At 34.0% G+C, this 15,419-nt stretch carries 14 protein-coding genes and 4 tRNA genes; 2 read left to right on the forward strand and 16 right to left on the reverse strand.

Annotated features, from left to right (window positions below; translation table 11 throughout):
- Positions 1 to 53: 53 nt before the first annotated feature.
- The 16 genes from tuf to G7034_RS00450 all read right to left on the reverse strand — a co-directional run bounded on the left by tuf (position 54) and on the right by G7034_RS00450 (position 12,772).
- Positions 54 to 1,241: an elongation factor Tu gene (tuf, locus tag G7034_RS00375; protein ID WP_166398978.1), complete on the reverse strand. Its 1,188-nt coding sequence runs from the start codon at positions 1,239 to 1,241 to the stop codon at positions 54 to 56.
- A 99-nt stretch (positions 1,242 to 1,340) separates the two neighbouring features.
- Positions 1,341 to 1,412, reverse strand: a tRNA-Thr gene (locus G7034_RS00380).
- 30 nt (positions 1,413 to 1,442) lie between these two features.
- Positions 1,443 to 1,515 (reverse strand) — tRNA-Gly (locus tag G7034_RS00385).
- Positions 1,516 to 1,525: 10 nt separating this feature from the next.
- Positions 1,526 to 1,607, reverse strand: a tRNA-Tyr gene (locus G7034_RS00390).
- A 32-nt stretch (positions 1,608 to 1,639) separates the two neighbouring features.
- A tRNA-Thr gene (locus tag G7034_RS00395) sits at positions 1,640 to 1,713 on the reverse strand.
- A gap of 119 nt (positions 1,714 to 1,832) precedes the next feature.
- Positions 1,833 to 2,723, reverse strand: coding sequence for a tyrosine-type recombinase/integrase (locus G7034_RS00400; RefSeq protein WP_166398979.1), 891 nt, complete (start codon positions 2,721 to 2,723; stop codon positions 1,833 to 1,835).
- A 222-nt stretch (positions 2,724 to 2,945) separates the two neighbouring features.
- Positions 2,946 to 4,115 carry an acyl-CoA dehydrogenase family protein gene (locus tag G7034_RS00405; protein ID WP_166399124.1) on the reverse strand — a complete coding sequence of 390 codons (1,170 nt, stop codon included), beginning with the start codon at positions 4,113 to 4,115 and terminating at the stop codon, positions 2,946 to 2,948.
- Between the two features lie 45 nt (positions 4,116 to 4,160).
- The gene (locus tag G7034_RS00410) at positions 4,161 to 5,048 is read right to left on the reverse strand and encodes a ComEA family DNA-binding protein (RefSeq protein WP_166398980.1); all 888 of its coding nucleotides are present in this window, start codon (positions 5,046 to 5,048) and stop codon (positions 4,161 to 4,163) included.
- 19 nt (positions 5,049 to 5,067) lie between these two features.
- Positions 5,068 to 7,143 carry an alanine/glycine:cation symporter family protein gene (locus G7034_RS00415; protein ID WP_187349842.1) on the reverse strand — a complete coding sequence of 692 codons (2,076 nt, stop codon included), beginning with the start codon at positions 7,141 to 7,143 and terminating at the stop codon, positions 5,068 to 5,070.
- 87 nt (positions 7,144 to 7,230) lie between these two features.
- Entirely contained in the window at positions 7,231 to 8,247 is a 1,017-nt protein-coding gene (locus G7034_RS00420) for a potassium channel family protein (protein ID WP_166398981.1), read from the reverse strand.
- On the reverse strand, positions 8,244 to 8,465 hold the full coding sequence (locus G7034_RS00425; RefSeq protein ID WP_166398982.1) for a PspC domain-containing protein: 222 nt from the start codon (positions 8,463 to 8,465) through the stop codon (positions 8,244 to 8,246). The genes G7034_RS00420 and G7034_RS00425 overlap by 4 nt, the downstream gene beginning before the upstream one ends.
- Positions 8,462 to 9,745, reverse strand: a complete 1,284-nt coding sequence (locus tag G7034_RS00430) for a DUF2851 family protein (protein WP_166398983.1) — start codon at positions 9,743 to 9,745, stop codon at positions 8,462 to 8,464. The genes G7034_RS00425 and G7034_RS00430 overlap by 4 nt, the downstream gene beginning before the upstream one ends.
- A gap of 50 nt (positions 9,746 to 9,795) precedes the next feature.
- Entirely contained in the window at positions 9,796 to 10,464 is a 669-nt protein-coding gene (locus tag G7034_RS00435; protein WP_166398984.1) for an SGNH/GDSL hydrolase family protein, read from the reverse strand.
- Positions 10,465 to 10,519: 55 nt separating this feature from the next.
- Positions 10,520 to 11,425: a TIGR01777 family oxidoreductase gene (locus tag G7034_RS00440; RefSeq protein ID WP_166398985.1), complete on the reverse strand. Its 906-nt coding sequence runs from the start codon at positions 11,423 to 11,425 to the stop codon at positions 10,520 to 10,522.
- An 86-nt stretch (positions 11,426 to 11,511) separates the two neighbouring features.
- Positions 11,512 to 12,189 (reverse strand): tRNA (5-methylaminomethyl-2-thiouridine)(34)-methyltransferase MnmD, encoded by a 678-nt coding sequence (gene mnmD / locus G7034_RS00445; protein WP_166398986.1) that lies wholly within the window; start codon positions 12,187 to 12,189, stop codon positions 11,512 to 11,514.
- Between the two features lie 4 nt (positions 12,190 to 12,193).
- Positions 12,194 to 12,772: a DUF4920 domain-containing protein gene (locus tag G7034_RS00450; protein WP_246166692.1), complete on the reverse strand. Its 579-nt coding sequence runs from the start codon at positions 12,770 to 12,772 to the stop codon at positions 12,194 to 12,196.
- 102 nt (positions 12,773 to 12,874) lie between these two features.
- On the opposite strand from G7034_RS00450, the gene G7034_RS00455 reads away from it, so the two are divergent.
- On the forward strand, positions 12,875 to 13,942 hold the full coding sequence (locus tag G7034_RS00455) for a branched-chain amino acid aminotransferase (RefSeq protein WP_166398987.1): 1,068 nt from the start codon (positions 12,875 to 12,877) through the stop codon (positions 13,940 to 13,942).
- A 144-nt stretch (positions 13,943 to 14,086) separates the two neighbouring features.
- Positions 14,087 to 15,415 (forward strand): signal recognition particle protein, encoded by a 1,329-nt coding sequence (ffh, locus tag G7034_RS00460; protein ID WP_166398988.1) that lies wholly within the window; start codon positions 14,087 to 14,089, stop codon positions 15,413 to 15,415.
- Positions 15,416 to 15,419: the final 4 nt, after the last annotated feature.

The following is a 15,419-nucleotide window of genomic DNA, read 5'->3' on the forward strand; positions in this document are numbered from 1 at the left end:
AACTCAAGGCATAAAAATGCCTTGAGTCTAGATTATATATTCAACTAAATTAATTAGTCTAAAATCTCAGTAACCTGTCCAGCACCTACTGTACGTCCACCTTCACGGATTGCAAAACGAAGACCAACATTAAGCGCAATAGGTTGTAGCAATTCTACATGAATAGTTAAGTTATCACCAGGCATAACCATCTCAACCCCATCAGGCAAGCTAATTGTACCCGTAACATCAGTAGTTCTTACGTAGAACTGAGGTCTGTAGTTATTATGGAATGGCGTGTGACGTCCACCTTCATCTTTCTTCAAGATATACACCTCTGCCTTAAATTTAGCATGCGGAGTTACAGAGCCAGGTTTAGTGATTACCATACCTCTTGTAATTTGAGATTTCTCAATACCTCTTAACAAGATACCTACGTTATCTCCAGCCTCACCTCTATCTAAAATTTTACGGAACATCTCAACACCAGTAATAGTTGACTTCAATTTATCAGCCCCCATACCAATGATTTCTACAGGATCACCAGTATTAGCTACACCAGTTTCAATACGACCAGTAGCAACTGTACCACGACCTGTAATAGAGAAAACATCCTCGATTGGCATCAAGAAATCTTTTTCGTTATCACGCACTGGTAATTCAATATGATCATCAACAGCCTCCATTAACTCAAGTACTGTTTTAGACCACTTCTCTTCACCTTCTAAAGCACCTAATGCAGAACCAGCAATTACAGGAGCATTATCACCATCATATTCATAGAAGCTCAACAAATCTCTTACTTCCATTTCAACTAACTCTAACAACTCTTCATCGTCAACTAAATCAACTTTATTTAAGAAAGTCACAATTCTTGGAATACCAACCTGACGTCCTAAAAGAATGTGCTCACGAGTTTGAGGCATAGGTCCATCTGTTGCAGCAACAACTAAGATAGCACCATCCATTTGAGCAGCACCAGTTACCATGTTCTTTACGTAATCCGCGTGACCTGGACAATCAACGTGCGCATAATGACGTTTTTCTGTTTGGTACTCTACGTGAGAAGAGTTGATAGTAATACCTCTTTCTTTTTCTTCAGGTGCATTATCAATTTGATCAAAAGCACTAGCTTCAGAATATCCAGCATCTGCCATAACTTTTGTAATAGCAGCTGTAAGTGTTGTTTTTCCGTGATCTACGTGTCCTATTGTACCTATATTAAGGTGCGGTTTGGAACGATCAAAATTTTCCTTTGCCATAATTAATTATTTAATCTTAGTTATATATTAGTGTTTACTTTTCAAACAACTTAAAGCCAACAAGGTACAAATATCCCTGCGACTTAATTTATTTCTTTGAGCCAACGACGAGATTTGAACTCGTGACCTCTTCCTTACCAAGGAAACGCTCTACCCCTGAGCTACGTCGGCAAAATTTTTAATTTTGCTCCAAAAAAATAGAGCGGGAGACCGGGTTCGAACCGGCGACATTCAGCTTGGAAGGCTGACGCTCTACCAACTGAGCTACTCCCGCAAAAATTCAGTGGGGAGAGCAGGATTCGAACCTGCGAAGACTTAGTCAGCAGATTTACAGTCTGCCCTCGTTGGCCGCTTGAGTATCTCCCCAATACAATATGTTTCTGAACTTGAAATTAAAGAGCCGATGGAGGGACTCGAACCCACGACCTGCTGATTACAAATCAGCTGCTCTAGCCAGCTGAGCTACATCGGCATCAGTATTTCTGATTTCGGTGTGCAAATATAGAGACAATATTTTATTTAAAAAAAATAAAACTATAGATTTTTGATATTTTTTTTTATTTGAAATGTAAAATATTGATTAACATATATTTAACCGCTTTTCTTGTTACGCGGATGAGCAAAACTATGGGCCTTTTTTAAGGCTTCTATACTGTTTTTCGCGTAGATTTCTGTTGAGGCTAAAGATTCATGACCCAATAATTCTTTAACTGCTGTAATTGAAGCTCCATTATCAAGTAAATGCGTTGCGAACGAATGACGCAACAAGTGAGGACTTCGCTTAAACTTTGTGCTCACAAGTGCAAAATTTTCATTAATTATACGATAAAGTAAACTTGGATAAAGCGGTTTACCTTTTTTGGTTTCAAACAAATAATTCGACTTTTTGATATGCTTGTAAATTGCTAAATGCGCTTTAATTCTCTCCACAAGACTTTCTAAAATAGGTATAATTCGCTCTTTACTTCGCTTTCCAAATACTTTTATTTGATTGTTATGAAAATCAATATTGATTATTTTTAAATTAATTAACTCAGCTCTTCTTATTCCAGTTGAATAAACCAACTCTATGAGAAGATGATTTCTTGCCTGCTCATAAGTGGGGGCTTTTAGATTTGCAAAATGTGAAAGCAATTCTAAAACTTCATCTTTTGAAAATGGAACTTGTTGTTTTTTCGGCGTCTTAAGCGAATTATGCTTAATTAATGGGTTTTCTGTAATGTCATTTGTTTTAAGCAAATATTTAAAAAACGTATTTAGACTTGATATTTTTCTATTGATGCTTTTATTACTTATTTCATTTTCATTAAGATAAACTATCCAACTTCTTATTATTGAGTAGTTAGCTAACTTAAGTTCTTCTAGCTCAAAGTGATTAAATATAAAGTTTTGAAATTGAAGTAAATCGTTTTGATAAGCTTCTACTGTTTTGGGCGAAAGCTTTCTCTCTAAACTCAAATAATCAATAAAATTAGATAGCATACATTGAACTTCTTGATTTAATTTATTCCTTTAAAAGCGAATTTCGAAGCAACAAAGTTAAAAAATATTAACTGTTTTGTCTTCGTATTTCAACATAAAACGCTGATGTCTAGAATTACTCCGTCACTGGCTTATACTCTTTCTGATCTACAACCATTTTGGCGATAATTTTGAATGCATTTGCGCCAAAACCAAGAAACAATCAAAATTCGAATTAAAAAGTTACTCCGTCACTGGCTTATACTCTTTCTGATCTACAACCATTTTGGCGATAATTTCTTTCAAAATTTCACTTGTGCCTCCGCCTATGGGGCCCAAACGACTATCCCTAGACATTCTTGCTAATGGATATTCTTCCACATACCCATAACCCCCTAAAAATTGTAAACAATCATAAATAGTTTCATCTGCTATTTTTGTAGAAAGTAACTTAGACATACTTGCTTCCTTAACTACATAATCACCTTGATCTAAACGCTTAGTGATAGAATAATTAAATTGTTTAGCCATTTCTACTTCGCTAGTGCGTTCTGCAAATCGGTGTCTCAAGGCTTGAAACTGGTCTATTGTTTTTCCAAATGCTGTTCTTTCTTTCATGTACCCTAAAGTATATTCTAAAGCATATGCTGCTCTAGCATGAGCATTCACACCCATAATTAAGCGCTCTAAGGCAAAATGTTGCATAATATAACCAAAGCCTTTGTTTTCATCTCCCATTAGATTTTTCTTTGGCACCTTTACATTGTCAAAAGCAATTTCGGCAGTATCAGAAGCTCTCCAACCTAATTTGTTTAACTTGGTAGCAGCTATGCCAGGAGTTTCTCTATCTACAAGAAAAATACTCATTCCTTTTGCTCCTAATTCAGGGCTGGTTTTAGCTGCAACAACCAAATAATCTGAATAAACACCATTGGTAATAAATGTCTTTGAGCCATTGATTAGGTAGTGATCGCCTTGATCTTTTGCAGTTGTTCTCATTCCTGCCACATCAGAACCTCCAAATGGTTCAGTTATACATAGACAACCTATCATTTCGCCGGTTATACTTTTAGCTAAGTATTCGTTTTTTATATCTTCCGTTCCTTCGGCATTTAAATGAGTCATTGCCAAATAAGCATGAGCCCACATAGCCGCAGCAAAACCACCCGAATTTATACGCTGTAACTCTTCAAGAAAAATCACGGTATAGAATAAATCGAGATTTAATCCACCATACTTCTCAGGGTAATTAAGCCCAAAGTACCCCATTTCTCCAAACTTCTCCCAAATAAAACGATCAATAGTACCTGTTTCTTCCCATTTTTCAATATGAGGAACTACTTCTTTTTGCAAAAATTCACGGAGACTCTTACGAAACATTTCGTGCTCTTCAGTAAAGTATAAATTCATTATGATAGCTTTTTATATTGTTCAACTTAAAAGTAATTTAATTATCAATTACTTATTAATGACCAAATATAATTTAATTCTATCAATTTTATGGTATGGAAAGTCTTGTATTTTTGCTAAATCATCAAAAGTAGAAATTCCCTCATTCAATTGTCTGAAGTTAATCACTTCTCTGGCTAGTTCATAATTAAAATAAGGAAGTTCGCTTAATTCAATTACAGAAACTTTATTAAGCTCTAACTTTTTAAAACCTTCAGGTGGATTTGCGAAATATCGCTTTTCAAGTTCCTGTCTTACTTCGTATTTCAAACCCCACACATCTTTTAGCTGAATTAAATCTATAAATTCGCCAAGTTGATTTCTTTGGTATATAATTCTTTTTCCAAGCACATCGCCTATTCCTTTTACAGCCGTTAACTCATCAATAGTTGCTTTGTTAATGTCTTTTTTAACAAAAGTAGCTGATGATTTCTTTGTATTTTGTTGAGTATTTTTTCGTTTAACAAAATCTGGGAATTTAAAATAGATTTCTATTTTCTTTAGTAAACTATCTGAAACTTTAGTTACCTGCTGAAACTCTTTTGCAGAATTCACCCATTGATTTGTTGCTCTATAATCAATTAAACGGTCAATTTCTTCTGTGGTCATTCCTAATTGGTAACCTCTAAAATCTGTTAGAAAATTAGGATTAAATGGATATATTTTAGGCTTATTAGCTTCCTCTTCTTTAATTTGATGAAGCGAATCTATTTTCTTCTGAAGTGCATTAAGCTTAGCATCAACTTTTACTTGGTTATAACTTTTTGATTCAGGGTTTAGTTGCACAAAAGCATAATATGAAATAGCGGCTATCATTAAAAACAAAAGCACCAAAATACCCTTTTGCTGAGATTTATTTAAATCCAACCAATATTTTGGTGCCCTTGATTTTTTCATAATAGGATGAGTATAAAATTTATTTTGCTTTCACGTACAGCTCTCCTTTTTTGAGTTTTTTATTGTATTTCTTTACGTCTTTTTTCACCTCTCCAATTAATATGTATAGACCAATTATATTAGGGAAAGACATAGCTAGTATCATCATATCTGAAAAATCTAGCACAGCTCCCAAACTTACTGAAGCTCCCAATACAATAAAGAACAAAAATATAATTTTATAAATTAATTCAGATCGTTTGCTTTTTCCAAATATGTAAGTCCAAGAACGCATTCCGTAATAAGACCATGAAATCATAGTTGAAAATGCAAACAAGAAAACCGCTGCTGCTAACACATACGGAAACCAAGAAATAACACTTCCAAAGGCCATTGAAGTTAATTCTGCACCGGTAACATCAGCATCTGTAATTTCGTGTTTTCCTGTAAAAATAAGTACGAGGGCGGTTAATGTACAAACAACTACAGTATCAATAAAAGGTTCTAGCAAGGCCACAAAACCTTCTGATGGCGGGTGGTTTGTTTTAGCTGCTGAATGAGCAATTGCTGCCGAACCAACACCGGCTTCATTTGAAAATGCAGCTCGTTGAAAACCAACCACAAGTACTCCTATGAAACCTCCTTTTAAAGCATCAGCATTAAATGCACCATCATAAATTGCACTGAATGCTGGACCGATATTTTCAATATTAATTCCTATAACAATCAAGGCACCAAGCACATAAATCCCTGCCATAATAGGCACAACTTTACCAGTAACTTGGGCTATGCTATTAATTCCGCCAATAATGACCACACCAACTAAGACCATCATAAACACTCCAAACCAAGGACCATTTCCTGCAAGCATTGGTATTTGACTAGAAAGAATCTCAAATGATTGATTAGCTTGGAACATATTACCTCCTCCAAACGAAGCACCAATTCCTAAAATAGCAAAAAAGCCAGCAAGAAACTTACCTAGTTTTCCGAGGTTTCGTTTTTCAAGACCGTACTTTAGGTAATTCATAGGGCCGCCAAAAATTCTACCTTCCTTGTTTATAAATCTATATTTCACTCCTAAGGTACATTCTACAAATTTAGAAGACATCCCCAATAAACCAGCTACAATCATCCAAAAGGTTGCTCCAGCCCCTCCCAATGTGATAGCAATGGCAACTCCGGCAATATTACCTAAACCAACTGTAGCTGATACGGCTGTTGCAAGAGCTTGAAAATGGGTAATCCTTCCAGGAGCATCTGGCTCGTCATATTTTCCACTTGCAAGCTGTAAAGAATGTTTAAATCCTCTAAAATTAATAAATCCTAATCGAATGGTGAAAAATGCTGCTCCAAAAATTAACCAAATTACAATAAAAGGAATAGCGTTTTTTTTAGTATCACCATTAGGATGTGTTAAAGGAACGGGGTTATCATATTCTATTTGAGCAAAAAGATGAGCGTTAGTTTCAATTAAATCTTCAGGATTTTCAGGATTAAAAATAAACTCTCCTTCCTTTACTAAGTGCTTTAATTTACCATCGGTGGTCGCTTCTACATTAGTTTTTCCATCAGCACCTCGATCGATTACAGCAATTTTATCTCCTTGCTTTATTTGGGCTCCGTCTTCAAAAAACCACTTTTCTAAAGTGAATTTATTTTCCGTATCCGATGTCCAACCAGGAGCAAAAACATACTTCATATCTGCATAAACAATCGGGTCATAAATTCCTAAAGCTGCAAATGGATCCCAGAAAAGCACACTTCCTAAAGCATCAACAATAGGCTTAAAAGTACCATTAAAATGTTCTGCAATAGAAGAAGCTTCAACTTTTGCCGAATTAGTAAGGGTTCTTCCTTCGGCATCAGTTATAGTAACCGAATAAGAAATTCCTTCTACTAAGCCTGAAGCACAATCTGAACTTTGGGGTGTTTCTTGTTTTGACCATTTATAATTATAAGGGGGCTTCCCATTTAACACCTTTACAGTAATCTTACCGTCGTTTATGTTTTTAGAAGGATTTGTGATTTTAGTTTCAATTTCAAGTTCTTGTGCGAACATAAATACAGAAAAAAGAAATATAAAAATTGAGCTAAAAAGGTATTTAAAATTCATAAGTTAAAGTTTAATTCTTTGCTAATCATAATTTAACGTTGCAATATGCAAAATTTCATCGGGTTATTAAAGTTTAGAGTTAATAAATCAGTAGTTTAAGTCAAATTTAGATTTCAATCGTTTAATTTGTTTTGTATTTCCAATAATTATAAGGTGAGTTCCTTCCTCAATTTCAAAATCATCTTCAGGATTTACATAAAAGCTTCCATCTTTTCGTTTTGCACCAATTACATTACAACCTGTTTCATTATTGATATTTAAATCAATTATTTTCTTTGGTTTTCCATCTGAGCAAAGTGTAGAAAAAGGAAGTTCTCTTACATTTTCTGTATCGCCATCTGAAATAGACAAGTTATTAAAAAAATCGAGTAAATCTGGGGTAACTACCAAGGAAGCTAAATGGTCACCACCTAAGCTTTCTGGAAGAATAACATTGTTAGCTCCAGCTAATTTAATTTTTTTATAAGCCGAAAGACTTGTTGCTCTGCTAATAATTTTAAGGTCAGCGTTAAGTTGCCTTGCGCTCAAAACAACGTATAGGTTTTGAGCATCCTGAGATAAGGCACATATTAAATGAGAGGCATTTTTAACGCCTGCATCAATCAAAACTTCATCTTCTGTGGCGTCTCCTTCTACATGCAAGACGTCTTTATCAATAAATTCGGAAGATAAATTTGCATCAGAATCAATAATCACAACTTCCTTATTATAAGTGTTTAGTTTTTCATAGGCTTGTTGTCCATTTCTCCCAAATCCACACAAAATAACATGATTATTTAAGTTTTTTATTTCCACTTTCATAGCTTTCTTTTTCAGTTTACCTAATGAATAATTATTTAGCAAATACTCAGTTAACGAACTTATTATAAAGGCTGTAAGCAAGAGACTGGTAACGATTAAACAAATGGTGAATAATCGAGTATATCCATCCAGGGGAACAGCTTCTGTATATCCTACAGTACTTATTGTAATGATGGTCATATACAATGCATCTAACCAAGAAACTTCAGCAATAAGAACATAACCGAATGTTCCTACTACTATTATAAGTATAAGTAAAAATACCGAAAATAAAACCCTGGATTTAAAATATCTAAAAATCATAAATCAAAAACCGAAGTCCGTTTGGTGTAAATCATGTCTTTTAATTTTAACCAAAAAGCCAATGTTAGATATAGACCAAAACCTAATCCAAAAGTAGCAAAGGAAACATAGACAAAAAACAAACGTACAGACTTGACCTTCATCCCTAAACGATCAGCAAGGCGGGTACTAACGTAAAATCCATATCGTTCAAAAAAATACCTAACGTGTTGTATCATCTTTTTCCTATTAAACTTGTTCCCAAATTACAACTTAAGCATTTATTCATGTCGCAATACTCTTTTTTTAAATGAATTAATGCTTGAGATTGCAATGCATTTTCGGGTATCGTTTTTTTCATTTTTTTAAATCCTTTTGTGTATCTGTTTACTTCGGGTTTTATTGAAGCAATTAAATCTAAGGCTTTTTGTTGTAAATATGCATTGGCTGTAAATTTAGCAAAACTAAATTGAACGGGCACAACTGTATTTATAATAATTAAATCAATAAAACTTTTGCTTAACTTTTTACTAGACGCATTACTTTCTTTGGTTAGGCTATAATGGGTTTTCCAAAAGCTATTTAATTCAACTTTAAATAAATTTCTCACTTCTGTTGCTGAATCTAAACGAAGTAAAACATTAAAAAAATCGGTATTTTGAGCATACAAACTTGCTAATTGTGCAAGACGAAGACTCGGAAAATTATGCGGCCTTAAGCGAAAAAATTTTGGAACAACAACTTGCTTATTATTCAATTGATACTTATTGACCAAAAAGTCATATTCCTGCTGAAGCTTTTGAACGTAAGCCTTATCGCTTGCTTTACTTAACAAGTGAGATTGACCAAGAAAAAGAGCTTCTAAAGCCAATTGATTGGAAGCGAGTTTTCTTAGAATTCCAAAATCAAACGAATGTGCAAGGCTTAAAAAAGACTCACCATTTACATTCAGCCCAAAATTTTTGGTCAATAGAACAAAAAAAACGGCTTCCCAATTATTTTTTGAAGATGCAAGCAAATCTAAAACCAATTTAGATTTAACTTCTAAGCGTTCTATAAATACACGCTCTAACCAAGATTGAATTTGAAAATCTTCGAAATCTGAAAAAGCAAATTCACAATTAATAAATTGCTTGGGTTGGTAAAGTAGATTTTCAAAAGTTTTTTGGGCTTCTTTGTTGGCTAATTCCTTTAACTGAAAACTTGGAACAAGCGAATTGTCTTTTCGGTAAACTTCAACATCATCTTCCCAGACCACATGTAAAATCACATTATCATAAGCCGAATCTTCTTGATGTTTATGTTGGTACCAATCTGAAGATTTTATGTGAATTTCTACGTTTCCAGCCCACAACTGATTACCAATTTTAATTTTCGCATTAAAGAAATCGGGACCAGATTCATCTTGATTGTGCCAACCTAGATGAAGTATTTCAAGGCTTTCTCCTTGTTGTGTTTTTGCATTATTACTTTCAAATTTTTTGAATTTCCAGAGGTAATGGATAAAGTCTTCTGTCATATCAAATGGTTTTGGTTAACTTCTACCTAGTTAAATATCAAATGAAGGTGTTATTTATTAATACGATCTTTTTTTAATTGCTGATAAAAATAATCTACCCATTTTTGATACTGTTTTCCACTAGGATGTAATTCATCATCAACAAACATTTGAGGTTGTCCAAAAAATTTCTGTGATAGCGTAAATAATGGGTAAAATGGAATATTGTATTCTTTGGCTATGGCTGAGGCTACTTGATTAAATTTTTCAACATTTTCTGCCACGTTGGTCAATTTTTTTTTCTTGGCGTACGCAGTATCTCCATAGTCTGGAATACCCACCATAAAAACTCCACCTGCCCCATGAACTGATTTATCTATAGCTATGGATAGAAGTTTTCTAAGGTCTTTGTCATAAATTTCAATTGGTTTATTTTGGTATTGATTATTAACACCGATTAATAAAGAAACTAAATCGTACTTATTTTTTAGTTGCGTATCGGTTTCAATGGCTTCAATTAATTCATCAGTTCGCCAGCCAGTAGTGGCAACAATGTAAGGCTGATTGATTTTAACTCCATCTTTTTGAAGTTTTTGAACAAGTTGATTGGGCCAATTCAATTTTTCTGGCACAGCTTCACCAATCGTATAAGAATCGCCTAAGGCTAAGTATTCCATAGTTTTTTGAGCTTGAATGTTAAGCGCTAAAAGTAAGGTAATGCATACAATACATTTTCGCATTTTTAAAAAATTTCAATAAATGTATAAAAAACAAGTTTTACTTACAAATAAAACACTAACGAAGTAAGTTGTCTAAGGCGTTATTAAGGTAGGTGTAAGTGAATTGAAAACCAGTTGATTCAATTTTTTTACAACTTACATACTGACTAGAAAGCACGATAATTGCCATCTCTCCCAACATTAGCTTTAGCACAAATGCGGGTACATTGGGTAAAATGATTGGTTTATTTAGGGTTTTAGCAATAGCTAAAGTAAGTTCTTTATTGTTTACAGGATTTGGAGCAACAGCATTAAAAACTCCCTCTTCTTGTTCCTTTATACAATGAATAAACATTTCACATAAATCGTCAACGTGAATCCAAGATTGCCATTGATTTCCAGACCCGAGAGGAGCACCAGCATAATAGGCTATGGGTTGTTTCATTTTTTCTAGGGCGCCGCCTTGGTCTGATAACACCAATCCAATTCTCAACTTAGCCACTTTGATTCCTAAATCCTTGAACTTATTTACCGATTTTTCCCATTGCTGAACTACTGCACCAATAAACTCATCATTAAGTTTAGTTTCATCTTCTTCATACAATTTAGTTAAAGAATCTGGGTAAACACCAATTGCACTTGCCGAAATAAGGTATTCAATTTGGTGGTCAATAGCTTGTAAACCTTTCATCAAAGTTTGAGCACTCTGCACCCGGCTATCAATAATTTCTTGTTTATAAGTAGAAGTCCATCTAGAAGCTACATTAGCTCCCACTAAATTGATGATTACAGAAACTTCATTGAAACAATCTAGATCAATTTCTTGTTGAGAAGGGTTCCAATAAAAACCCTGATACTCTTCACGCTTTTCGATTTTGTCTTTAGCGGTAGTAAGATAATTTATAGCTACTCCTAATTCGTGAAATTTACTCACCAACTCCCCACCAATCATTCCTGTTGCACCTGTGATAAGAATTTTCATAATTCATTATTTAAAACTCAAATTTAGCGTAATCTTGGAGCCGAGAAAAATGTTTATATAAGGTTTAACATCAGAGCAACAAAGTATCAAACTTGTTGTTTTTTTGCCCTCAGCATTTCCCTTTTTCCGGGCGGACCTGGAATTTTTTCAACCTTAAAACCAACATCTATCAAATTTCTTCTTACCTGTCCTTTTGCAGAATATGTCACAAAAACACTTGGTGTTTTCATGGCTTTAAAGATTTTTTTAAAAATTGGTCTTTCCCATAGTTCAGGTTGTGTTCTTGGGCCAAAAGCGTCAAAAAAAACGACATCAAATTCGTTCATAAAATTAATTTCTTCGAGCTTTATTTCTATTTTTCGAAGGCTAAAATATGCCTTCACTTTTTCAAATCTATTCCAAGGCAAATCGTGAAGTAGCTGAAATTGCTGATGACTTAAATCAAGTAATTCTGGGTAATTTAAGTCCTTAATAACTTCCCATTTTAAAGGGTAAGCTTCAATGGATGTGTAATTAAGAGGGATTTTATTTTGGGTAGCAAAAAGCAAACTTAGAAGTGCGTTTAGACCTGTACCAAAACCTACTTCTAAGATATTTGCTTTTGTAATTAAATGATGCGAATTAAAAAAATAATCGAGACCGCTAGCTAAGTAAACATGTTCAGCTTCTTGAATCGCTCCATGTGTTGAGTGGTAGTGTTCATTTTGACCAACTAAAGACAATGAACTTGAACCATCTGCGGTTATTATTTTTTCAATATTCATTAGCTTATTTTTCTAAAAGCACTCCAGTTGCTTGAAAAGAAAGTGTTTGTTTTGGTTCAGTAATACGAGTAATTTCTTCTTCAGATTGGCCATCATCTTCAGCGTAATGTTTTAAGTCTTCAACTGAAGTTTCTTCAATGAAAGCATGACCTGCAACAAGAACTTCGTTGCCATCAATATCTTTAGGCACAAAAAAGCCATAATCTTTAAATCTCACCATAGCTTCTTTTTCTTCTGCTAAATCTAATTTCATCCAGCAGCCTTTTTTCTTGCAAACCGAATTTACATTAGCTTTTACCATAAGCGGAATACTATCTCCTACTTTCATATTCGCATATTTTTCAGTTAAAGCCACTGCGTCTAAAACTCCTTCGGGTGCAAACTCTTCGCCATAAATGTAAAAGTGATCATTTTCAGTAAAAACTAATTCGTCTTCTTCATTTTGCTCATCTTCAACAAGCTCTTTTGCTTCAGCCTCAATTTGTTCAACTTCATTTGATTTTTCATTTTTTTCGTCTTTTGTAGATGTTGAATCACAACTTAAAAAAAACGACAGCATTGATAATAATAATAATTTTTTCATGGTAATTTGTTTGTAAAATTGATAAAAATTAGGAGAAAATTAATGAATTGACAAAAAATAGTCTCACTAAAAAATACTACATTTGCTACAAATTTAATTCAAATGAACGTAAGTAAGCCATTATTAAACATAAAAAAAATAGAGAAGACTAGAATTAACCAAGTTGACTTTAATAATTTAGCCTTTGGAAAGAATTATTCTGACCATATGATGTATTGTGATTATGTGGATGGAGAATGGCAAACTCCTCAAATTGTTCCTTATGGTCCAATGGAGTACGCCCCTTCTGCAAAAGTTTTTCATTACGGCCAAGCTGTTTTTGAAGGAATGAAAGCCTTTAAAGATGATAATGGTGAGGTTCATTTATTTAGGCCTGAACAAAACTTTGAACGTATCAATAAATCTTCAAAGCGTTTAGCTATACCAGAATTTCCTAAGGATTTCTTTTTTGAAAGCTTAGAAACTTTACTTCAATTAGATACCGATTGGATAAAAGCAGGGCAAGGAAATTCCTTATATATTAGGCCTTTTGTCATTGCAACAGAAGAAGGAGTTGCGGCATCTCCTTCAGATCAATACCGATTCATGATTATTACTTGTCCTGCTCAGGCTTATTATAGCCAACCTGTTAAAGTAATTTTTGCTCAAGAATATTCTCGCTCTGCTGACGGCGGAGTTGGATATGCAAAAGCAGCAGGAAACTATGGAGCACAATTTTATCCTACTAATTTAGCCAAAGAAAAAGGCTATCAACAAGTTATTTGGACGGATGCAAAATCACACAACTATCTTGAAGAAGCTGGTACAATGAATATTTTCTTTAGAATTGGAGATAAATTACTTACCGCCCCAACCAACGATCGGATTTTAGATGGTGTATCAAGAAAGAGTGTTATTCAATTAGCTAAAGATAACGGAATTGAAATTGAAATTGCACCTGTAGAAGTTAAACGTATTGTTGAAGCCGCTAGAAAAGGGGAATTAAAAGAAATCTTTGGAACTGGAACCGCAGCAACTATTGCCAAGGTTATAGGTTTTGAACATGATGGAGTTTATAGAGATTTACCCGAAGTAGAAAGCCCTTATAGTGATTTTATGAAAAAGTCGTTGCAAGACATTCAATACAATAGAGCTGAAGATAAACACGGATGGTTACACAAAGTAAGTTAATTACTTAACTAATTTTCAAGAAGCCTTCTTTTTTACAGAAGGCTTTTTTATTTCTAAAAATACACCAAGCTCAAGCAATAAAAAGTAAAGATTAATTTTTCTTTAGTATTGATTTGATTATTTTTGCCACAAATTTTATATACTATGTTTGATAGTTTAAGTGATAAGTTAGATAAAGCCTTACATGTACTTAAAGGTCATGGTCAAATAACTGAAGTTAATGTAGCTGAAACTTTGAAAGAAGTGAGAAGAGCTTTGGTTGATGCTGATGTTAACTTTAAAATTGCCAAAAACTTTACCAATACAGTAAAGGAAAAAGCACTAGGACAAGATGTATTAAAGTCTTTGAAGCCAAACCAATTAATGGTTAAGATTGTAAAAGACGAGCTTACCCAATTAATGGGTGGCGATACCGCTGGCATTAATTTATCGGGCAAACCTAGCCTAATTTTAATGGCGGGTTTACAAGGGTCTGGTAAAACAACCTTTTCTGGAAAATTGGCTAACTTTCTAAAAAACAAAAAAACAAAAAAACCACTTTTGGTTGCCTGTGATGTATATAGACCTGCTGCTATAGACCAATTACACGTTGTTGGAGAACAAATTGGCGTGGAGGTTTTTTCTAATAAAGAGGAAAAAAATCCTGTTAAGATTGCAGAATCAGCAATAGACCATGCCAAAGCAAATGGACATAATGTAGTTATTATAGATACAGCTGGTAGATTAGCTGTAGATGAAAAAATGATGGATGAAATCTCAGATATTCATCAAGCAATACAACCTGAAGAAACACTTTTTGTAGTGGATTCTATGACGGGTCAAGATGCTGTTAATACAGCAAAAGCTTTTAATGACCGTTTAAATTTTGATGGAGTTATTCTAACTAAACTTGATGGTGATACACGCGGTGGTGCAGCTATTTCTATTAAGTCTGTAGTTGATAAGCCAATCAAATTTATTGGTACAGGAGAAAAGATGGACGCTATTGATGTTTTCCACCCCTCAAGAATGGCCGACCGTATTTTAGGTATGGGTGATGTTGTTTCCTTAGTTGAACGCGCTCAGGAACAATACGACGAAGAAGAGGCTAGGAAAATTCAAAAGAAAATTGCCAAAAATAAATTTGGTTTTGATGATTTCTTAAAGCAGATTCAGCAGGTTAAGAAAATGGGGAATATGAAAGACCTAATGGGAATGATTCCTGGCGCAGGGAAGATGATGAAAAACATGGATATTGATGATGATGCTTTTAAACATATTGAAGCTATTATTCACTCTATGACCCCATTAGAAAGAGAAAATCCAAAAATGATTAATGCCTCTAGAAAACGAAGAATTGGAAAAGGCTCAGGAACTTCTGTTCAAGAAGTTAATCAACTACTCAAGCAATTTACCCAAATGAGCAAAATGATGAAAATGATGCAAGGCGGTGGTGGCAAAAAAATGATGCAAATGATGAAAAATATGCGTTAATCTT

The organism is Psychroflexus maritimus (assembly GCF_011089875.1).
Lineage (GTDB): Bacteria > Bacteroidota > Bacteroidia > Flavobacteriales > Flavobacteriaceae > Psychroflexus > Psychroflexus maritimus.